The organism is Massilia sp., assembly GCF_046293535.1.
Taxonomy (GTDB): Bacteria; Pseudomonadota; Gammaproteobacteria; order Burkholderiales; family Burkholderiaceae_D; genus Telluria.
Map to the genome: position 1 here is coordinate 18,716 of NZ_JBKBOV010000019.1, position 20,781 is coordinate 39,496.

Annotated in this window: 14 protein-coding genes; 8 read left to right on the forward strand and 6 right to left on the reverse strand. The window is 62.6% G+C overall.

What is annotated here, in order from left to right; genetic code table 11:
- Nucleotides 1–100: 100 nt before the first annotated feature.
- The 4 genes from ACK4S9_RS12025 to ACK4S9_RS12040 are packed head-to-tail and all read right to left on the reverse strand — an operon-like array spanning nt 101 to nt 4,423.
- Nucleotides 101–853 (reverse strand): Crp/Fnr family transcriptional regulator, encoded by a 753-nt coding sequence (locus ACK4S9_RS12025; RefSeq protein WP_409725845.1) that lies wholly within the window; start codon nt 851–853, stop codon nt 101–103.
- Nucleotides 850–1,194, reverse strand: a complete 345-nt coding sequence (locus ACK4S9_RS12030) for a VanZ family protein (protein ID WP_409725847.1) — start codon at nt 1,192–1,194, stop codon at nt 850–852. The genes ACK4S9_RS12025 and ACK4S9_RS12030 overlap by 4 nt, the downstream gene beginning before the upstream one ends.
- Before the next feature lie 44 nt (nt 1,195–1,238).
- Entirely contained in the window at nt 1,239–2,495 is a 1,257-nt protein-coding gene (locus tag ACK4S9_RS12035; RefSeq protein ID WP_409725849.1) for a tetratricopeptide repeat protein, read from the reverse strand.
- Nucleotides 2,492–4,423 carry a CHASE2 domain-containing protein gene (locus tag ACK4S9_RS12040; RefSeq protein WP_409725851.1) on the reverse strand — a complete coding sequence of 644 codons (1,932 nt, stop codon included), beginning with the start codon at nt 4,421–4,423 and terminating at the stop codon, nt 2,492–2,494. Before ACK4S9_RS12040 ends, ACK4S9_RS12035 begins: the two co-directional genes overlap by 4 nt.
- Before the next feature lie 197 nt (nt 4,424–4,620).
- Between ACK4S9_RS12040 and ACK4S9_RS12045 the strand changes: the two genes are divergently transcribed.
- The 6 genes from ACK4S9_RS12045 to ACK4S9_RS12070 all read left to right on the forward strand — a co-directional run bounded on the left by ACK4S9_RS12045 (nt 4,621) and on the right by ACK4S9_RS12070 (nt 13,818).
- Complete coding sequence (locus ACK4S9_RS12045) at nt 4,621–5,970, forward strand: FecR domain-containing protein (protein WP_409725853.1); 1,350 nt, start codon at nt 4,621–4,623, stop codon at nt 5,968–5,970.
- 353 nt (nt 5,971–6,323) lie between these two features.
- Entirely contained in the window at nt 6,324–8,324 is a 2,001-nt protein-coding gene (locus ACK4S9_RS12050; RefSeq protein ID WP_409725855.1) for a DUF4214 domain-containing protein, read from the forward strand.
- Nucleotides 8,325–8,551: 227 nt separating this feature from the next.
- On the forward strand, nt 8,552–10,354 hold the full coding sequence (locus ACK4S9_RS12055; protein WP_409725857.1) for a type I secretion system permease/ATPase: 1,803 nt from the start codon (nt 8,552–8,554) through the stop codon (nt 10,352–10,354).
- Nucleotides 10,354–11,706, forward strand: coding sequence for an HlyD family type I secretion periplasmic adaptor subunit (locus ACK4S9_RS12060; protein WP_409725859.1), 1,353 nt, complete (start codon nt 10,354–10,356; stop codon nt 11,704–11,706). Before ACK4S9_RS12055 ends, ACK4S9_RS12060 begins: the two co-directional genes overlap by 1 nt.
- A gap of 1 nt (nt 11,707) precedes the next feature.
- On the forward strand, nt 11,708–13,066 hold the full coding sequence (locus ACK4S9_RS12065; RefSeq protein WP_409725861.1) for a TolC family outer membrane protein: 1,359 nt from the start codon (nt 11,708–11,710) through the stop codon (nt 13,064–13,066).
- Nucleotides 13,067–13,239: 173 nt separating this feature from the next.
- A complete protein-coding gene (locus tag ACK4S9_RS12070) occupies nt 13,240–13,818 on the forward strand; it encodes a DUF4214 domain-containing protein (RefSeq protein WP_409725863.1) in 579 nt (192 codons plus the stop codon).
- A gap of 73 nt (nt 13,819–13,891) precedes the next feature.
- Here the strand turns inward: ACK4S9_RS12070 and ACK4S9_RS12075 are convergent, their stop codons facing one another.
- Nucleotides 13,892–14,767 carry a sulfurtransferase gene (locus ACK4S9_RS12075; protein WP_409725865.1) on the reverse strand — a complete coding sequence of 292 codons (876 nt, stop codon included), beginning with the start codon at nt 14,765–14,767 and terminating at the stop codon, nt 13,892–13,894.
- A gap of 148 nt (nt 14,768–14,915) precedes the next feature.
- On the opposite strand from ACK4S9_RS12075, the gene ACK4S9_RS12080 reads away from it, so the two are divergent.
- Both ACK4S9_RS12080 and dnaE read left to right on the forward strand, forming a co-directional pair.
- Entirely contained in the window at nt 14,916–16,034 is a 1,119-nt protein-coding gene (locus tag ACK4S9_RS12080; RefSeq protein WP_409725867.1) for an acyltransferase family protein, read from the forward strand.
- A 153-nt stretch (nt 16,035–16,187) separates the two neighbouring features.
- Entirely contained in the window at nt 16,188–19,685 is a 3,498-nt protein-coding gene (gene dnaE / locus ACK4S9_RS12085; protein ID WP_409725869.1) for a DNA polymerase III subunit alpha, read from the forward strand.
- A 208-nt stretch (nt 19,686–19,893) separates the two neighbouring features.
- On the opposite strand, the gene ACK4S9_RS12090 is transcribed toward dnaE, so the two are convergent.
- Nucleotides 19,894–20,745 carry a glycosyltransferase family 2 protein gene (locus ACK4S9_RS12090; protein ID WP_409725871.1) on the reverse strand — a complete coding sequence of 284 codons (852 nt, stop codon included), beginning with the start codon at nt 20,743–20,745 and terminating at the stop codon, nt 19,894–19,896.
- Nucleotides 20,746–20,781: the final 36 nt, after the last annotated feature.

A 20,781-nucleotide genomic window follows, 5' to 3' on the forward strand; every position in this document is an offset into this window, starting at 1 on the left:
CACATGGATGCGGATAGCGCCCAACGGGATGCGGGGCATGCCAGAAATGTATCACGCCCGCGTTGCCGCCGCTACCGCGTCAGGCGGACATCGGCAGCGCTCAGTTCCCCTGTGCCAGGCGTTGCAGGCCTTCGGGATCGAGGATGATCAGCCGGTGCGTGTCTTTTTGCGCGATGCCTTGCTGTACCAGGGTCAGCAGTGCACGAGTAACCGTCTCGCGACTGGTGTTGATCATGTTGGCGATGTCCTGGTGTGTCGGCAGGTTTTCGATCACGCGGCTGCCGTCGGGATTGGCGGTCTGCTGCATGAGCGCGATATAGGTGAAGATGCGGCGCGTCGTGTTGTTAATACTGAGCAGGGCGCGAAACTCCGAATCGCGCTGGATCTTCAGCGCCAGGTGACCGAGCATCTTGCGGGCCACCGAGGGCGAATGCGAGAACAGATGCAGCGCCAGCCCTGCCGGCAGGAAAGCAACCAGCACTTCGGTGGTGGCGACCACCGAAGCCGAGCGTGTCGAATCGTTGATCAGGGCAATCTCGCCGAAGAAGTCGCCCGCCGACAGCATCCGCAGCCCGACCGAGCGGCCGTCCTCGGTCACGTCGACCACCTGCAGGTGGCCCGACAGCAGGAACAGCAGGCCATCGCCGCTGCCGCCCTTGTGCAGCACGACCGAGCGCTTTGGGTAGTGACGGAAGCGTAATTCGCTCCTGACTTGCAGGAGTTCCTCGTCCGTCAGGTCGGACAGCAGGGGAATCTTGCGCAGGTGGACCTGGAGTTGACGCTCCTGCACTGCGGGAACGGCGGCTTGCCCGTGCTGCTCGGCATCTTGCGAAAGCTTGGCGGAGGAACTCATCGATGGATCAGGACGTTAAAATTTTCCAGAGCATAGGCAGGGAGCGCAACGGCAGCGATGCCCGCCGCATTCGCCGCCAGGTCGCGCCAGCAAAAGCGGCGATCGGGCACCAGCGATTGCAGGCATTCGATCAGCCAGCCGCCGACCAGCAGGCCGACCAGCCACCAGCCTGCTTCGACCCTGCCCTGGGCTACTCGCAAGGCCAGTACGGTCAACACGGCAAAGGCGACGAAGTGCAGCAACTTATCGTTAGGCAAGGGCGGAAGCCAGCGGTTGGGTACCAGGCAAGCAGCAAGCACCGCAGTGGCAGCGCAGACAAACAACAGTACTTCAGGCGGCATCGGCAATGCTCTTTATATTGAACGCGGCGATTGTACCGCCTGCCTCAAGGGAATTGCCATTGCCAGCTCAACTGTAGTTGCCGATTCGTGTACTGGAAGATACTAATGTTCTCGTGGTTGCGCACCATTCTTGCTTCCAGCGCAACAGTCTGGTTTTTCGCGACCTGGTGAGACAGGGTCGCGCGTACCACCTGGGTACGCTGGGCCCGCACCTCGTCGATCAATAGTTCGGGCGAGTAGGGGGCCGCGCTGTCCCAGCGCTGGCGCGTCCACGCGACTTCGCCATGGGTATCCCAACCGAGCGCTTTGCGCATCGACAGCGTGAGGAAATTGCCATGGCGGTTGCCGCCCGGCCGGCTGCCGCGTGCGCGGTCGCTCAGCACCCCGAATGCGGCGTTGGCGGCCAAGGCTCCTGTCCTGTATGACAACAAGGCGCGCGCTTCCAGCACCTCCGAGTCGAAGTTGCGCAACGTCGCGTATTTGGTATGCGTGGCGCTGCCGCTCAGGTAGAACTGGGTGTTCGCCGGCAGCGGCAGCGGCACGCCCACCCGTAGTTGCGCCTGCGCCTGTTTCTGGTAGAGCCGGCCGGCCATCGTCGTCATGCCGAGCGAAGCGGTGCTGCGCATGGTCCAGGCGCCGAAACGCCAGGGCGATTCGATGCCGCCATACAGCGCCCCGGTGTTGTAAGCACGCATGCTGTCATAGCGGCGCGCCTGGAATTGCATGAAACCCAGGCTGCCATTGCTGCCGATCCCGCGCACATAGTCCGCGTTGAGCGCGGTATAACCGTCGCGCTGGGGCAGAAAGTCGTCCAGCAGGGGCAGTTCGAGCTGGCCGTCCGGGCCGCTGACAACGAAGGTCGAATTGCTGGCGCCCTGGTTGACGTTGTCGTCGATCCCGCGGCCGATGCTCATGCTGGCCGAACTGGCCGGAGCCGCCTGCTTGCAGCCGCTGTCGCGCGCCTGTGCGATCAGTTCGAGGATGTCGCGCGACGGATCGAAACGGGTTTCGACGATGGCGAACAGCCGTTCGGCCTGGTCGGCATTGCCGAGGCTGCATTGGATCAGGGCCAGGTCGATCACGGCTCCGGCGTGCTGGGGCACCTGTTCGATCAGTCGCGTCAGCGCGGCGGACGCGTCGTTCTTGCGTCCTTCGGAAAGCGACTGCAGCGCTTCCTGGTAGAGGGCTTCCGGTCCGGATGGGGGCGCGGCAGCCCCGTCGACGGCCTGGGCCGCCGCCGGCGACGCTGCCCAGGCCAGCAGGATAGCCGCCAGCATGGCCGGCGCGATGCGCGTGCTCATGAAGGCGTCCCCGTGACGCTGTTAACCGATGAAGCTGTTTGCTTGGCGAGCGCCGGGTCCAGGGCGGTTGCCTGGCTCTTGCTGGTATCGAGTGTGTACAAAGAGGTTGCTTTTTCTTTACCGCGCAGTAGGCGCTCGCCCAAAGCCAGGAAGCGATGACGCCGTGCCCGTTCCACTGTGCCGGGGCCGATGATGATGTTATGGGGGAAATCGCGGGCCACCTGCTCCAGGCGAGCTGCCGTGTTGACGCTGTCTCCGACCGCAGTATAAATGCTGCGGAAGGAAGTGCCAAAATCTCCAGCCATGGCGACGCCGCTTTCCACACCGATCCGCACGCGCAGCGGCGGGAATCCGTTGCGTTCGCGTCTCGCGCTGAGTGCGGCAACGCGGCGGGTGATTTCACGGGCGGCGTCGAGCGCGAGGTCGGCGTGTTGTTCAAGCGGCAACGGCGCCCCCCAGAAGGCCATCATGCCGTCACCGGTGTACTTGTCGAGGGTACCCTGGTGCTCGATGACCGGGCCGGTCAGACAGTCGAGGAAGTCGCGTGTCAGCTGCGCCGCGTCCGCCACTGGCAGCGTCTCGACCTGCCCGGTATAGCCTTCCATGTCGGCCACGAGGGTCGTCACGTCGCGTTGGCGCGGACGCAAGGGATCTTCCTCTTTGCTGCGCAACAGTTCTTCCACGACCGTGGGGGCGACGTACTGGCGCAAGGTCTGCAGCAGATGGCGCGAGCGGCGCTGGGCCGCCTGCCACTGGTAGGGCACGCCGACGGCCAGCATGAACAGGTTGCTCGCAAGCGGGCCGGCGGGAGCGAAATCCGGATCGTGCGGGCTCGCCACATAGGCCAGCACCAGCCAGAGGCCGGAGCTGGCGGCGAGCACGGCAACGCCGGCGGTGGCCGACAGGCGCGGGAACAGCAGCATGCACCCGACCGCCGAGGCCAGCGCATACAGGCATGCGATGAGACGCCCGGGCCATGGCGCTGGTGTCCTGCCCTCCTGGCGGTCGAGCAGTGCCGACAGGACGCTGGCCTGCACGCCCAGGCCAGGGCGGCTGGCGGCAAAGGGGGTTTCCACCCGGTCGCCCAGGCCGAGCGAGGACGAGCCGACCACCACCAGGCGCCCGCTGGCGCTCGATGCGACGATTCGCTGCGCCAGGATATCGGCGGCGTTCACCACGGTGAAGGCAGACCAGTCGCGCCGGAAAGGCAAGCGCATCATCGCTTCGTTTTCCAGGTCGAGCGCTCCCTTGCCCGAACAGCAGTTGACCAGTGCCAGTGCCAGTGCCGGATAATGCCGCCCGCCGAACTCGGTCACCAGCGGGACGCGCCGCAAGGCGCCATCCGGATCGGGGATGAATCCGATCGCACCGATGTGCGGCGACCCGGCCAGTTCCGCATAGTTACCGACATAGCCGGTGGCGGCGATACCTGTCTCGTACAGCGGGCTTGCGCCGCCAATATGGCCGGTACGCAAGGGTTCGGGACCGGGCGGAGCAAAGCTGAATGCCTGAGCCGGCACTACCGGGCCGTGGCGCGCCAGAATGGCCAGGCGGATATCGGCCGGCGTGCCGCTGGGCGAAGGCAGGACGATGTCGAGGGCGACACCGCGCGCGTCATAGGTGCTCAACAGGATTTCGACGAGGTGGGCAAGACGCTCGCGCGGCCATGGCCAGGGGCCGAGTTCGGTCAGCGATGCTTCATCGATGTCAACCACGAGGATGCGCGAATCCGGCGCATCCGTGGCTTGCATGCGAATGAAGCTGTCGCGCAAGCGTTCGTTGGACAAAAACAACAAGCCATCGGGCGCTTGGCGTAACAACGACAACGGCGCCAGATGCCCGTACTGCGACCATAAGGTCACCGCGAAGGCCAGCGCAGCGATGACCCAGCGTCCTCCAGGTCGGGCTTGTAATGTTGTTTCAGCCACGCGCAGCAGCGTACGGATGTACTCTCAGTTAACAAAGACGCAGTATAACGTGCGCAGTTGCTGCTGTGCATTGCCTTTATTGAAATACTACAAAATGTAATTCCTGGAAGCGCACCCATCCTTTTCGATAGAATGTGATGCCTGTCACTGAACCCGACATGGCCGGGACGGTACATTGGAAGGAAAAGGAGACTATCTTGCGAAAACTGTTACTGACTGCACTGCTTGCATGTGCTGCGCACGCTGCCCATGCCGATGCAGGCAAGATCATCTTCGTCGCCGGCAGCGCCAAGGCCGGCGAAGCGGTTGCCCGTGAGGGCGCGGCAGTCCAGGAAGGGCAGATGCTGAGCACCGGCAGCGATGGCTTCATCTACGTGAAAACCGTCGACAACGGCCTGTTCATCCTGCGCCCGAACACCAGGGCGCGCATCGTCACCTACCATATCGATCAGAAGAATCCGGCCAATACCCGCATCAAACTCGAACTGCTCAGCGGCGTCGCCCGCAGCAAGTCGGGCGAGGCGGTCAAGCTGGCGCGCCAGAATTTCCGTTTCAATACGCCGGTGGCGGCGATCGGCGTGCGCGGCACCGACTTCACCGTGTTCACCGACGAGGAAACGTCGCGCGTCGCAGTGATCTCCGGCGGCGTCGTTGTCAGCGGCTTCGGTGGCGCCTGCCGGCCCGATGGCGCCGGCCCCTGCGAAGGCGAGACCAGCCGCGAGCTGAGCGCAGCCCAGCGCGGCCAGTTGGTGCAGGTGCGGCGCGGCCAGGCTGCCCAGGTATTGCAGAGCAGCCCGCTGTCCCCGGACCAGGTGTCGCCACCCCGTAGCGACGAGCCGCTGGCCAAGAGCGGAACTGCCACGGTGCCGGCCCAGACCGCCAGTGTCGAGGCCATGAAAAACGCTGGCCTGACTACGGTCATTGAAAAGCTTGTGATTACCAATCCTCCGCCGAGTGGATCGGTGCCAAGACCTTGGCCCGATCCTGCGCCTGTCACCGTACCGCCGGTGATCGATGTTTCACCTGAACTTCCTGAGCGCAACGTAATATGGGGCCGTTGGCAGGCCGTTGGCGAGCGCTATGCAGCAATTGACCTAGGTGCGGAGCGCGACTCGAAGGAATTGCTCGGCATGGCAGGTTATTTCGCGCTATTTCGTACCGCGGGCAAGGATTATGTCGCGCCGAATAACGGGACGATTGGCTTTGCCTTGCGTGATAGCGAGGCTTATGTCACGACTGAATACGGTTTCGGAAATAACGTTGTCAGCCCCGCAGCACTGTCGAATGGAACCCTCACAGTGGACTTTGGTGTCAAAACATTTCAGACGGGAATGGACTTGACCACGAATACCGATGTTGTACGCCTGAGTGCCGATGGCAGTGTGTCCAACGACGGGCGGCTTTATGGCAATGCTACGGGAGGGCGCTCTGGCATCATGAATGTGCAGGGGGTACTGTCAAAAGCGCAAGAAGGAGGTGCGGCGTATATCTTTGACGGTCGCATCGACGACAGGAGAACGGTCAACGGCGCCACCACCTGGCGTTAAGTTAACTGAATAGTTTAGAACCCGGCGATGCCGGGTTTTTTATTTTCTGCTGATGGCAGAGAGAATCTCATACATACATCTGGTTAGAGTTTGTATCAATATGGAGACGGAAGGATTTCATCCTTTCGTGCAACTTCTTCAACAGATTATTCGCTTTGGGTATGCGATGCGCCAGTTTGTATAAATTTTGTCGGTTTTCTTGAAAACTTTGTCAGTTTTGTGACGGCTGTCACATCGGGCCGCCAATGCCATCTGTCATGATGCGGTCCGTTGGGCTTACAGGTGTGCTTCGGCACTCTTGCAATCTTGATTCAACATTCGATCGATCGATCTTTCTTTCATTGGAGCATTACATGGCAATCGTCAACGCACACGTTGAAGCAGTTCAGAAACTCTACGTCGCTTATTTCAACCGCCCGGCAGATACCGCTGGTCTCGACTACTGGACCAACGTTGTGCAAGCTCAAAACGGCAGCACCGCAGCCGTGTCGGCCGCGTTCGCAGCTGAAGCTGAATACAAGACTGAATACGCCAATATGTCGAACGCCGACGTCGTGAACAAGGTTTACCTGAACCTGTTCGGCCGCGCTGCTGAAGACGCAGGCAAGGCATACTGGGCCAACCTGCTGGACACCAAAGCAATCACCATCGACAAGGTCGTGGCTGCAATCGCCAGCGGCGCACAGAGCACCGACGCACGTGCATATGCCAACAAAGTGATCGGCGCAACCGCCTTCACCAACGCCCTGGACACCAAGCTGGAGCAAGACGGCTACAAGGGCGCAGCTGCTAACACCGCTGCCAAGACCTTCATGTCGAGCATCACCACCGACGCAACCCTGCAAACCGCAACCGCACCGGCAGCCCTGGCTACCAGCGTTGCCAAGGTCGTCGCTGCAGGCACCCCGTTCACCCTGACCTCGGGTCTGGCTACCCTGCAAGCCGCTACCGCAGCGAAGACCTCGTTCCTGGCTGCTGCTGACGGCGACGACGATGCCAAGACCAGCACCGACGATACCGCGATTGACACCGCCGTGACCACCGCCGCTGCCGCTGTCGACGCTAAAGTCGCTGGCGACTACGCTAACGCCACGGCTGGCGTGCGCGCCGCTCTGCTGGCTGACCAGCAGGCCGCCAACGCTGCTGCCGTGACCGCTGCACAGACTAAGGTTGCCGCCGCCAACACCAAGATCGCTGAAGTCGCTGGTCTGTCGGCTGCCGTCGCCACCGAAACCGCTGCCAAGACCGCTGCATCGAATGCTGCCAAGGCCGTGACCAATGCAGCTGCTGACCTGGCTGCTAAGGTTGCATCGCTCGACGTCCTGAACACCACCGCAACCAAGGCAGTGGCTGTTAGCGTCAACGACACCAACGGCGAAGTCACCATCGAAACGACCGTGACCAACGCTGATGCAACCACCACCGTCACCACCAAGAAAGTCATCGAACTGGTGGATGGCAAGCTGGCACTGGCTAGCGGCGTGACCGAAGCTAACACTCCGGGCGTGACCGCTCTGTTGGCTTCGACCACCGCCAAGGAAGCTGCTGACACTGCCGCAACCAAGGCAAACGCTGCTTCGGCTGCCGCAACCTTGAACGTCAACTACCTGGACATGACCGCCGCAGAGATCACCGCTCTGTCGAACATCAAGGCCAAAATGACCGACGTGACCGTCGGTGAAAACGCGCTGCCGACCTGGGCGCAGATCACCACCCAGAAGTCAATCCTTGAAGCCGAAGTCAAGGCAGGCACCACCACCCAGGCAGTGCTGGATGAGTTCAACGGCCTGATCACCACGTACGAAGGCATCGACCAGGTGAATACCCGTGTTGCGGAACTGACCGCTGCCACCAATGAGTTGACCGCCGCTAACAAGGCGATCACCGACCTGGCCAAGCTGGTCAGCGACATGCAGAAGGCAGTGGCTGTGCAAGACCAGAAGGCCGCCCTGAACGCCACCATCGCTGCTGCTGAGAAGGCATTCACCGACAACAAGATGACTCTGCCGATGGAAGCAAGCGGCTCGATGCTGGCAACCGGCGCATCGGACATCTTCCTGGCTGGTGACGCAGACGCATCGATCAGCCTGTTCGGCCTGATTGGCACTGACTCGCTGTACATCGGTAACCAGTACACCCTGAACACCGGTAAGCTGACCGCCGGTAACAACGCTGTGCTGGAAGCGTTCATCATCGCTAACGCGACTGGTGGTACCGACATCGTTCTGGAAACCTCGGCATTCGGCTCGAACGCGTCGACTCCGGAAGTCATCACCATCACCCTGACCGGCGTGGCGTCGACCGATGTTGTCCTGAACAACGGCATCATCACCGTCTCCACCCCGACCGTCTAAATACCAAAGCCCGAGCAACCGGGCCGACGTCTGACGACCAAGACCCCGCTTCCGAAAGGAAGCGGGGTTTTTTCGTTACGGTGCAGGTTGACGACACTAAATTGCTTTGATGACAATTAAATGTGATGTGCGTCACAAATATTGATCAATATCGTTCATAATACGCGACGGTGCAAAATCTCTATGGAAACTCCCATAGGCGCATTTCAACGCGATGACTCTCATACATGAGCAAACTCTTAGACGACAATACTGAAATTGGCCGTGCCCTACTAGCCTTCAAGCGCACTTTCTGGACGGTTGGCGTGTTCAGCGCGATCATCAACCTGCTGATGCTCGTACCCTCACTGTACATGCTGCAGGTGTACGACCGGGTACTGGCGAGCCGCAACGAAATCACGCTGCTGATGCTGACCTTGCTGATGCTGGGCGCCTATCTGTTCATGGGCGGATTGGAAGTGATCCGTTCCTTCGTGCTGGTGCGCGTTGGCGCCCGATTCGACATGATGCTCAACAAGCGCGTCTATACGGCGTCGTTCGAGCAAAACCTGAAACAGGCAGGCGGCAATGCGGGTCAGGCCCTGAACGACCTGACCAACCTGCGCCAGTTCCTGACCGGGAACGCGCTGTTCGCTTTCTTTGACGCACCATGGTTCCCGATCTACTTGATCGTGATCTTCATGTTCGATCCCTGGCTCGGCCTGTTCGCCCTGTGCGGCACGATGGTGCTGGTGGTGCTGGCCTACGTGAACGAGCGGGTCACCAAGAATCCGCTGACCGAAGCGAACACCATGGCGATCTCGGCCAGCACGCTGGCGACCAACAACCTGCGCAATGCCGAAGTCATCGAGTCGATGGGCATGCTGCCCAATCTGATCGGGCGCTGGTTCAAAATGCATGGCAAGTTCCTGAACCTGCAAGCCGACGCCAGCCAGAAGGCAGGCACGATCGGCGCAGCCACCAAATTTGTCCAGACCTCGCTACAGTCGCTGGTCCTCGGTTTGGGCGCCTTGCTGGTACTCGAAAACAAGATCACGCCCGGCATGATGATTGCCGCTTCGATCCTGGTCGGCCGCACGCTGGCGCCGGTGCAGCAGGTGATCGGTGTCTGGAAGAGCTGGTCGAGCACGCGCAGCGCCTATGATCGTCTGACCAAGCTGCTCGAGGCAAATCCGACGCGTCCTGCCGGCATGGCCTTGCCGGCGCCGAAAGGCATGCTGACCCTGGAAGGCGTCACCGCCGCTCCGCCGGGAATGCGCAACCCGATTGTCAAAAACGTTTCCTTCGGCATCGTTCCAGGCGACATATTGGGTGTGCTCGGCCCGAGCGGCTCCGGCAAATCGACCCTGGCGCGCCTGCTGGTTGGCGTGTGGCCGGCAATGATGGGCAAGGTGCGCCTGGACGGCGCCGACATCTACAGCTGGAACAAGGCTGAGCTGGGCCCGTATCTGGGCTACTTACCGCAGGACATCGAACTGTTCAGCGGAACGGTGAGCGAGAATATTGCCCGTTTTGGTGAAGTCGATCCTGAAAAGGTGGTACAGGCGGCCAAGCGCGCCGGCGTGCACGACATGATCCTGCATTTCCCCGAAGGCTACGATACCAAGCTGGGCGACGGCGGGGCCGGGCTGTCCGGGGGCCAGAAACAGCGCATCGGCCTGGCGCGCGCGATGTACGGCGACCCGTCGCTGATCGTGCTCGACGAGCCGAATTCGAACCTGGACGATACGGGTGAGCAAGCCCTGGTGGCGGCAATCAATGACCTGCGCCAGCGGGGCAAGACGATTGTCTTGATCACCCACCGTACCAGCGTGATCGGCGCCACCACCAAGCTCCTGCTGATGCGCGAAGGTGCAGTGCACATGTTCGGCCCGACGGCGCAAGTGCTGGCGGCCTTGCAGGAAGCAAACACCAAGGCCCTTCAGGCTGCACAGGCCGCTCAGGCCCAGGCAGCCGCGGCCGCGCGGGCTCAGCAGACTGCGTCTGCCCCGGAAGGCCAGGCTCATGTGACTAGCGGAGAGACCAAATAATGAAGTTGTTGAAGAACGAGACAACGGAAGTCATCGCCCACGATGCCACGCCGCTGGAAGTGAACACCGATGCCCGCGCCTACAGCCGCCTCGGCTGGATCATCGTGCTGCTCGGCGTAGGCGGCTTCTTGCTGTGGGCGCTGCTGGCCCCGCTGGACAAGGGCGTGCCGCTGAGTGGCACCGTGGCCAAGGAATCGAACCGCCAGGCAGTGCAGCACCAGTCCGGTGGTACGGTCCAGGAGATCCTGGTGCGTAATGGCGACGTGGTAAAGGCCGGCCAGGTGCTGGTGCGTATGAACGCGGTACTGGCTCAGGCTGGCGTACAGGCAACAGACAGCCAATACCTGTCGGCGCTTGCAACCGAGGCGCGCCTGGCTGCCGAGCGTGATGGTCTCAAGCGGATCGTGTTCCCAGCTGAACTGGAGAAGCGCCGTAACGAGCCGCATGTGGCCGACCTGATCAGCCTGCAGAACGCATTGCTGATGTCGCGCCAAACTTCGTTGCAGAATGAATTGGGTGCCATTGACGAAAACATCGCCGGCCTGAAGCTGCAGATTCGCGGCCTGGAAGAGTCGCGTGACAGCAAGAAGGAGCAGGTTGCCTTCCTGAAGGAGCAACTGGGCGGCATGCGCGACCTGGCCAAGGAAGGCTATGTTGCACGCAACCGCCTGCTCGACCTGGAGCGTACCTACGCCCAGCTTGGCGGGGCGATTTCCGAAGACATCGGCAACATCGGCCGGGCCCAGCGTCAGGTGACTGAACTGAGTCTGCGCAAATCGCAGCGCACGCAGGATTACCAGAAGGAAGTGCGCACCCAGTTGTCGGAAGTGCAGCGCGAGGCGCAAAGCCAGGCCGCGCGTCTGGAGGCGCAGCGTTTCGAGTTGTCCAACGTCGAAGTCAAGGCGCCGGCAGGCGGCACCGTGGTCGGCCTGGCGGTCTTTACCAATGGCGGCGTGGTGCCGCCCGGCTTCAAGATGATGGACATCGTGCCGACCGACGATCCGCTCATCGTCGAAGGCCATCTGCCGACCAACCTGGTGGACAAGGTGCATGCGGGCCTGAAGGTCGAGCTGATGTTCTCGGCATTCAATACCAACCGCACGCCACATATCGAGGGTGAAGTCACCAACGTGGCCGCCGACCGCAATGTCGACGAACGCACCGGCATGCCGTACTACATCGTGCACGTGAAGGTGACGCCGGCGGGAGCCAAGAAGATTGCCGCGCACAAGATGGACATTCGTCCGGGCATGCCGGTCGAGTTGTTCGTGAAGACCGGCGAGCGCACGATGATGAACTACCTGCTCAAGCCGCTCGTAGACCGCGCGCAATCATCGATGAGCGAGGACTGACATGCGGGCGAGTAAAAAGATCCGTAAGGGCGGGGCGCTTCTGCGCGCTGGGACGCTCGGTGTGCTGCTGGCCCTGACGGGCGGCGGCGCTTCCGCAGTGTCGCTGACGCAGGCCTACGAGGCGGCCATCAAGAATGATCCGACCTTCCGCATGCGCTTCTACGAGAACCAGTCGGGCAAGGAAAATCGCATCCTCGGCCGGGCCGGCCTGCTGCCGCAGGTCGCGGCAAGCTATAACTACGGCAAGAACGTCGCCGACCAGGAATACCTGAGGCTGGGGATAATCCCGACCGTCGATCACCCGCGCTATACCAGTCGCTCGGCCGTGGTGCAGTTGCGCCAGCCGCTGTTCAATATGGAAGCGATCGTGCGCTACCGCCAGGGTAAGGTGCAGACCGAGCAGAGCGAACAGGCCTACGAGGCTGGCATCGACGAGGTCTCGGTGCGGGTCGTCAGCGCCTACCTGGACGTGCTGTTCGCCCAGGACCAGCTTGAGCTTGCCAGGGTCCAGCGTGACGCCCACCTCGAGAGCCAGAAGGTCAACCAGCGCCTGTTCGAGAAAGGCGAAGGCACCAAGACCGATATGCTGGAGACCCAGGCCCGGCTCGAGCTGGCCGAGGCGCAGCTGATCGAGTCGCAGGACAATCTGGTTGCCGCTCGCAACACGCTGGAAGGCGTAATCGGCATGGATCTGGGACAGTTGGACAGGCTGGGGGAGAATTTCCGTCCTCCCGAGCTCAAGCCTGCCTCTTTTGATGAGTGGCGCACGCTGGCGCTCGAGCGCAACAACACGCTGGCAGCGGCCCGCCTGGCGGTCGAAAATGCCCGCCTGGACATCAGCCGCAACCGGGCAGGACATCTTCCGCGCGTGGATTTTGTCGGGGTATACAGCAAAAGCGACAGCGAAACCCTTACCAACCTGAACCAGCAGAACACCAATCGCCAACTTGGCGTGCAAGTCAATATTCCGCTGTACCAGGGTGGGGCGGTGAATGCGTCGACGCGGCAGGCGGCCGCCTTGTACGGTCGCGCCCAGGCGGACCTGGATGCCCGGACCAATGAAATCCTGGTTGAGTTGCGAAAAGCCCACAGCCTCGTAATGAGCAGTGCGAGGAAAATAGATGCGCTGATCAAAGCTGTCGATGCTGGAAAACTCTTGATGACTGCCACGGAGCAATCCATCAAGGGCGGCGTCCGTATCAACCTGGATCTCCTGAATGCCCAGCAGCAGTTGTTCGCCAGCCAGCGCGACCTGGCCCAGGCGCGCTATACCTACCTCGTGGGCCTGATGCGCCTGCGTGCCGCCGCCGGCACCCTGCAGGCCGACTCGGTGCGTGAGATTGCCGCCTACTTCCGATGACCTCAAGAAAGTTCCGCCGAGGCGGAACTTTCTTTTTATCATCGTCTGCTAACGTGTTCTATCTTGCAGGAAATTGATTCTAAATGTAACCAAGTAGCGCACTCTTCAGTATTTTGCGACCTGTTTTTTTCGATTGGGCTAATATCGATTTACCAATCTAAATGGAGGTCGTCATGGCAGATGCAAACACCACCGCGATACAGAAACTGTACATTTCGTACTTCAGCCGTCCGGCTGACTTCGCGGGCCTGGAATACTGGAAAGGCCAATTGGCCAGCAATCCCAATGCGCTACAAGAGTTGTCGCGCCAGTTCTCCGTCTCGAAGGAATACCTCGACACCTATGCCAATCTGGATACCCGCGGCAAGGTCGCCGAAGTGTACGACAACCTGTTCGGCCGTCAGGCGGAAGCGGCGGGCATCGACTACTGGGCCAACCTGCTCAACAATAAGCAGATCACGATCGACAACATGGTGACCCAGATCGCCGCCGGCGCCCAAGGTACCGACCAGTTCGCCTATAACGCGAAAGTCGCGGCGGCGACCTCGTTCACCGAGCGTCTGGACCTGCCGAACGAACGGACGGCTTACTCGGGTACTGCTGCCAACAAGATCGCGGTGGACTGGATTACCGGTATCAAGGACCTGCAGTCGGCTGCGACGGCGATGGACCCGGGCGTCATCGATACCGTGATCGCACGCATCGTGGGTTCCACCACCTCGGGCTTCGACGATATCGGTGTGTATATGTGAGAACATGCGCGGACCTGGCGTCCGCGCACCCTGAAATATTATTTCAAACGCAGTGCCGCGTTGAAAGAAAATTTCAGATTGAGCCAGCCGCGCCCTGGGTTTCCTCCTTGCTCTCCGAGCGAGGCGCCGGGGCGCAGTGCGGGCAGGACACGCCCGGTACATAGTCGGGCGACAGCTGCTGGCGCGGCGTCACCACGGCGCGGCAGGCGAAGCATTGCGTGGTCTCGGTCGGCTCGAGCTTGGGGTTGAGCGCGGTGCGGTAGTCGAACACGAAGCAGTCGCCCTGGTAATGGTCGCCACCGACTTCCTCGAAATACTTGAGGATGCCGCCGTCGAGCTGGTAAACGCGCTCGTAGCCGATGTTCTTCATGTGGATCGCGGCCTTTTCGCAGCGGATGCCGCCGGTGCAGAAGGTCACGACCGTCTTGCCGGCCAGCTCGTCCTTGTGCTGCGCCGCCACTTCAGGAAACTCCGTGAACTTCTCGATGCGGTAGTCCAGCGTGTTCTGGAAGGTGCCGACGTCCACCTCGAAGGCATTGCGGGTTTCCATCATCACTACCGGCACGCCCTCGTCGTCGTGGCCCTGGTCGAGCCAGCGCTTGAGCGTCTTCGGATCGACCATTGGCGCGCGGCCGAGTTCCGGCTTGATGAGCGGCATGCGCATCGTGATGATTTCCTTCTTGATCTTCACCAGCATGCGCTTGTGCGACTGCTCGCTCGACAGGCTTTCCTTCCACTCCAGATCGGCCAGGCGGGCGTCGCTGCGCACCCAGGCCAGGTACTGGTCAATGTGCTCGCGGGTACCCGACAGGAACATGTTGATGCCCTCGGGCGTCAGCAGGACGGTGCCTTTCAGGCCGAGTTCGTTGCACAGCGCCTGGTACTGCGGGCGCAACGCTTCGAGATTGTCGAGGGTGACGAATTTGTAGGCGGCGATATTGACGTACATGGCTGCTGACGCGTGGAGGCTGGTGAAGACAGCCGGCTATTATAAGGCAGCCGCCGCGGGGCGCGGCAATTCCAGAGGGATTGACTAGGGTTTTCGCATTAGAATAGATGAATTAGAACAACAACCCGCACGCCTGCGCCGGTCCTCCATGCATTCCCTGAACATCCAGTACAACCCGCGCATCGACCAGTTGCGCTGGCTTGCCGCCACCCTGGTTTTCCTGTTCCATTTCCACCTCGAATACGCCGGCAACGGCGGCGTGCGTCTCAGCGGTCCGTGGACGGCCCTGATCACCGAAGGGCACACCGGCGTCGGCCTGTTCTTCACGCTGTCGGGCTTCCTGTTCATGCAGATCGCCCTGCACCAGCATGGCGCCGGGCGCGAGATCGTCTACCGCGACTTCCTGCGCAACCGCGTGCTGCGCATCGTGCCGCTCTACCTCGTCATCTACCTGGTCGCCACCTCGATCGGGCGCGACAAGTTCGCGCCCCAGGACCTGCTCTACCTGTTCGTCTCCAACCTTGGCCTGGCGCCGACCTCGGGGACGGTGATCACGGGCGCGGCCTGGACCATCTCGCTGGAATTCCTGTTCTACATGGTCTTTCCCTTCCTGGCGCGCTTCACCATCGAGCGCGGCGTGGCCTACCTGGGCGGCTGGCTGGTGCTGATGGCCTTCTTCAAGGTGGCCGCGTACACGGTCAACGAGAACAGCACGCTGATGTATTTCAGCACCTGGGTCGGCCGCTTCGACCAGTTCCTGATCGGCATGGCGGCGGCCATGCTGTACGCCCGCTGGCGCGTGCCGCTGACCCGCTGGGCGCCGCTGCTGCTGCTGGCCAGCGCGGCCCTGGTCCTGTGGGATACCGCCCTGATGCACCGCGTCGCCCCCTTCGGCGCCACGCCGCGCTCGGCCTTCTGGATCATCTGGCCGACCCTGGAAAGCTTCGGCTGGGCCGCGCTGATCCTGGGCTGGGTCTCGTTCGCGCCGCGCCTGCCGGGCGTCGTCGAGCGCGCGCTGAGCCAGGGCGGCAAGATCAGCTTCTCGTTCTACCTGCTGCACATGGGCCTGCTGCACATCTTCGCCGCCCGCATCGGGCTGGTGGCGCCCACCGGCACGCCCTGGGTGGATGGCCTCATCATGCTGGCGGTGGCCTACGGCGCCACCTGGGCGCTGTCGACCCTGAGCTACCACATCGTCGAGGAGCCGTTCCTGCGCATGCGGCGTCATTACGGGAGCAGCCAGCCGCAACCGGCGCAAGTTTCGTAGGGTGGGCGGGTCCCCCGCCCACGCGGTGATCGTTAACAGCGAGATCATCCGGCGCGAGAGCGGAGCCGCTACGCCCACCCTACGATGCTCAAACGCAACGACTGATTAGTCATGCAACTTCAAGCCACTGCCCAGCCGGAGTAAAATGACGGGATGACTTCCCCGACTTTCACCCACCTCCGCGTCCACTCCGAATACTCGATCGTCGATGGCCTCGTGCGCATCGACGACATCGTGGGGGCGTGCGCGAAGGACCAGCAGCCGGCGCTGGCCGTGACCGACCTGGCCAACATGTTCTGCCTGGTGCGCTTTTATAAAGCGGCGCGCGGGAAGGGGATCAAGCCGATCGTCGGCGTCGACGCCTGGATCACCAACGACGAGAACCGCGACAAGCCCTCGCGCCTGCTCATCCTGGCCAAGAACCGCACCGGCTACCTGCAGCTGTGCGACCTGTTGTCGAAAGCCTGGCTCACCAATCAATACAAGGGCCGCGCCGAGATCCGCGTCGAGTGGCTGGAAGCGCTGGCGACGTCGAAGTCCACGCTGGAGCCGGACGTCGACCAGGCCAATGCCCTGATCGTGCTGTCGGGCGCCTGTTTCGGCGACGTCGGCCAGGCCATCGACAACGGCGACATCGAGCGTGCCGAGCGGCTTGCTGCGCGCTGGGCGCGCATGTTCCCGGGCCACTTCTACATCGAGATCCAGCGCGCGGGCCAGCCGAACCAGGAGCAGGGCGTGCGCCACTCGGTGGCCCTGGCCGGGCGCCTGGGCTTGCCGGTGGTGGCGACCCACCCGGTGCAGTTCCTGAACAAGGACGAATTCATCGCCCACGAAGCGCGCGTCTGCATCGCCGAGGGCGAGATGCTGGCCAACGCCAAGCGCGTGCGCCGCTTCAACGAAGAGATGTGCTTCAAGACGCAGGCCGAGATGGCGGAGCTGTTCGCCGACCTGCCGGGCGCGCTCGCCAACTCGGTCGAAATCGCCAAGCGCTGCAACGTCACCCTGACGCTGGGCAAACCGCAGCTGCCGGATTTCCCGACGCCCGACGGCATGAGCATCGACGACTTCCTGGTTTCGGAGACCAAGAAGGGCCTGGAAGAGCGCCTGGTGCAGCTGTATCCGAACGAAGAGCAGCGCGAGAAGGAGCGTCCGCGCTACGAGGCGCGCCTGGAATTCGAGAACCAGACCATCATCAAGATGAAGTTCCCGGGCTACTTCCTGATCGTGGCGGAGTTCATCCAGTGGGGCAAGAACAACGGCGTGCCGATCGGCCCGGGCCGCGGCTCGGGCGCCGGCTCGCTGGTCGCGTATGCGCTCAAGATTACGGATCTGGATCCGCTGAAGTACAACCTGCTGTTCGAGCGCTTCCTGAACCCGGAACGCGTCTCGATGCCCGACTTCGACATCGACTTCTGCCAGGAAAAGCGCGAACTGGTGATCCAGCACGTGAAGGACTTGTACGGCCGTGATGCGGTGTCGCAGATCGCCACCTTCGGCACCATGGCGGCCAAGGGCGCGATCCGCGACGTCGGCCGCGTGCTCGATTTCGGCTACAACTTCTGCGACGGCATCTCCAAGCTGATCCCCTTCAAGCCGGGCAAACCGGTCTCGATCGCCGAGGCGATCGAAGAGGAACCGCTGCTCAAGGAGCGCCTCGAGAACGAGGAAGAGGTCAAGCAGCTGCTGGATCTCGCCCAGCAGGTCGAAGGCATCACCCGCGGCATCGGCATGCACGCCGGGGGCGTGCTGATCGCGCCCGGCAAGCTCACCGACTTCTGCCCGCTGTACACCCAGGGCGGCGACGCCGGTGTGGTGTCGCAGTACGACAAGGACGACGTGGAAGCCGTCGGCCTGGTCAAGTTCGACTTCCTGGGCCTGACCACGCTCACCATCCTGGACCGCGCGGTGAACTACATCCGCGCGCTCGACCCGCAAGACGCCGACTTCAACCTCGAGTCCCTGCCGCTGACCGACCGGCCTTCGTACAAGCTGCTGTCCGAAGCGAAGACCGTCGCGATCTTCCAGCTTGAATCGCGCGGCATGCAGGGCATGCTGAAGGACGCGCGTCCCGACCGCTTCGAGGACATCATCGCGCTCGTCGCCCTGTACCGTCCGGGCCCGATGGACCTGATTCCCGACTTCTGCAAGCGCAAGCACGGCGAGAAGTTCGACTATCCGGACCCGCGCACCGAATCGATTCTGTCCGAGACCTACGGCATCATGGTCTACCAGGAGCAGGTGATGCAGATGGCGCAGATCGTCGGCGGCTACTCGCTGGGCGGCGCGGACATGCTGCGCCGCGCGATGGGCAAGAAGAAGGCCGAAGAGATGGCCGAGCACCGCGCGATCTTCCGCGCCGGCGCCGCCAAGGACGGCCTCTCCCAGGAAAAGGCCGACGAGATCTTCGACCTGATGGAGAAGTTCGCGGGCTACGGCTTCAACAAGTCGCACGCGGCCGCCTACGCGCTGCTGTCCTACCACACGGCCTACCTGAAGGTGCACCACACCGCCGCGTTCATGGCAGCCAACATGTCGCTGGCGATGGAAGACACCGAGAAGATCAAGATCCTGGTCGAGGATGCGATCGACGTCTGCAAGCTCACCATCCTGCCGCCGGACGTCAACGAATCGCACTTCCGCTTCACGCCGGAAGGCCAGCCGCGTTCCGTGACCGGCAAGCAGGTCTCGAACATCCGCTACGGCCTGGGCGGCGTGAAGGGCGCGGGGCAGGGCGCGATCGAGGCGATCATCGCCGCCCGCACCGAAGGCGGCAAGTTCAAGGACCTGTTCGACTTCTGCATGCGGGTGGACCGCAAGCAGATCAACCGCCGCACCATCGAATCGCTGATCCGCGCCGGCGCCATGGACTGCTTCGGCGTCGACCGCGCCGTGCTGCTGGCTTCGGTCGGCTTCGCCATGGAAGCGGCCGGCCAGGCCGCCGCCAGCGCCAACCAGGTCAGCCTGTTCGGCGGCATTGATTCCGATCTCGTCGCTCCGCCGGAGTACGTCAAGGCGACCCCGTGGACCGACCGCCAGAAGCTGGCCGAAGAAAAGATCGCGCTCGGCTACTACCTGTCGGGCCACATGTTCGACTCGTACGCGCAAGAGGTGCGGCGCTTCGCCAAGACCAAGCTGAAGGACCTGGAACCCTCGCGCGATCCGCGCATGCTGTGCGGCGTGATCACCGGCGTGCGCACCCAGATGACCCAGCGCGGCAAGATCCTGATCGTGGCGCTGGACGACAAGACCGGCGTGGTCGAGGTGACCATCTACAGCGAGCTGCTGGAGCAGAACAAGAACATCTTCAAGGAAGACGAATTCCTGCTGGTGGTCGGCAAGGTCTCGGAAGACCGCTTCAACGGCGGCCTGCGCATCACGGCCGAGAAGGTGTTCGACATCGCCGCGGCGCGCATCCAGTACGGCTTCAAGCTGGAGATGGACGTGCCCTGCGACCTCAATCCCGCCAAGCTGGCCGAGGTCCTGCAGCCGCACCGCATGCAGGACGGCATGCCGGTCAGCCTGCGCATCAAGCCGCAGGGCGTGGAGGCCATCCTGCAGCTGGGCGACGACTGGCGCGTGGCGCCGTCGGATACGCTCAAGCAGCAGCTGGAGCTGACGCTGGGGGCGAAGGACGTGGCGGTGGAGTACTGATCCGCGCTGGCGGTTCGCATGCAGACTTGGCTCCCCGCCTTCGCAGGGATGACGGTTTTTAGGCTATGTGAGCAAACGGCGTTAGTAGTATTGACTGTGTTGGCATCAGCACGTCGTTCCCGCAAAGGCGGGAACCCAAGTTCGTGGCGCCTTGCGAACGCATCACCGCAGCAGCGGCCCGACATCCGCCACCCGGTCGCGAGAGGTCTCAGGACTCGGGAGCCGTGAAGGGATGTTCGCCGGCGTGCTCGCGCAGCCCGCGAGTCGCCTGGACGGTCTTGTCCGCCGCGCGTTCCAGCACCACCTTGCGGTTGCTCGATTCCTCGTCGCGCGTCGCTTCGCGGTGCCACAGGTGCAGCACCTCGGTGGCCAGGGCGCCGTCCTTGCGCAGCACGCCGGCATGGAACAGGCGCAGCACCAGGTCGGCATCCTCGTGGCCCCAGCCCACGAAACTCTCGTCGAAGCCGTTGACCTTCTCCAGGTCGGCGCGCCAGACGGCCAGGTTGCAGCTCTTGATGCGGCGCCAGCTGAAGGTGCGCCGTACCCGTCCCAGGTCGGGCCAGCGCAGCATCGTCTGCAGCACCTTGTTCATGTCGCCGCGCAGGCGGCAGCGCAGGCGCTCGGCCAGCGTCATGCCGGCGACGTCGATCCGGTCGCGCAGGACGCGTTCGGTCAGCGCCTGGCTCAGGAGGATGCGGCTGCCGGCGACCAGGAAGCCCGGCCGCGCCAACGCGCGATGCCGCTTGACGAAGTCGCGCTGCGGCACGCAGTCGCCGTCCAGGAAGATGATATAGTCGCCGGTTGCCGCCAGCGTGCCGCGGTTGCGCGCCATCGCGGCGCGGAAGCCTTGGTCCGGCTGCCACACGTGCTTGAGCGGCATCGGCGCGCGCGCCGCCAGGGCGGCGACGGTGTCCCGCGTGTTGGCAGTCGAGCCGTCATCAGCGATAATGATTTCAAAATTCTTGTCATCCTGCATGAAACAGGCTTCCACGACCGCTGCGAGTGCATCCGGACGGTTGTATGTGGTGATCACGACAGAGATGGTCGGGGTTTGCTGCATGAAAGTCCAATGAAAACGCGCGTTCAAGCTTGGCAA

What these genes read in the sequence shown, in the direction of transcription:
- ACK4S9_RS12025 (WP_409725845.1), bottom strand. Translation starts at nt 853, where the DNA reads ATGAGTTCCTCCGCCAAGCTTTCGCAAGATGCCGAGCAGCACGGGCAA.
- ACK4S9_RS12030 (WP_409725847.1), bottom strand. Translation starts at nt 1,194, where the DNA reads ATGCCGCCTGAAGTACTGTTGTTTGTCTGCGCTGCCACTGCGGTGCTT.
- ACK4S9_RS12035 (WP_409725849.1), bottom strand. Translation starts at nt 2,495, where the DNA reads ATGAGCACGCGCATCGCGCCGGCCATGCTGGCGGCTATCCTGCTGGCC.
- ACK4S9_RS12050 (WP_409725855.1), top strand. Translation starts at nt 6,324, where the DNA reads ATGGCAATCGTCAACGCACACGTTGAAGCAGTTCAGAAACTCTACGTC.
- ACK4S9_RS12055 (WP_409725857.1), top strand. Translation starts at nt 8,552, where the DNA reads ATGAGCAAACTCTTAGACGACAATACTGAAATTGGCCGTGCCCTACTA.
- ACK4S9_RS12060 (WP_409725859.1), top strand. Translation starts at nt 10,354, where the DNA reads ATGAAGTTGTTGAAGAACGAGACAACGGAAGTCATCGCCCACGATGCC.
- ACK4S9_RS12065 (WP_409725861.1), top strand. Translation starts at nt 11,708, where the DNA reads ATGCGGGCGAGTAAAAAGATCCGTAAGGGCGGGGCGCTTCTGCGCGCT.
- ACK4S9_RS12070 (WP_409725863.1), top strand. Translation starts at nt 13,240, where the DNA reads ATGGCAGATGCAAACACCACCGCGATACAGAAACTGTACATTTCGTAC.
- ACK4S9_RS12075 (WP_409725865.1), bottom strand. Translation starts at nt 14,767, where the DNA reads ATGTACGTCAATATCGCCGCCTACAAATTCGTCACCCTCGACAATCTC.
- ACK4S9_RS12080 (WP_409725867.1), top strand. Translation starts at nt 14,916, where the DNA reads ATGCATTCCCTGAACATCCAGTACAACCCGCGCATCGACCAGTTGCGC.
- dnaE (WP_409725869.1), top strand. Translation starts at nt 16,188, where the DNA reads ATGACTTCCCCGACTTTCACCCACCTCCGCGTCCACTCCGAATACTCG.
- ACK4S9_RS12090 (WP_409725871.1), bottom strand. Translation starts at nt 20,745, where the DNA reads ATGCAGCAAACCCCGACCATCTCTGTCGTGATCACCACATACAACCGT.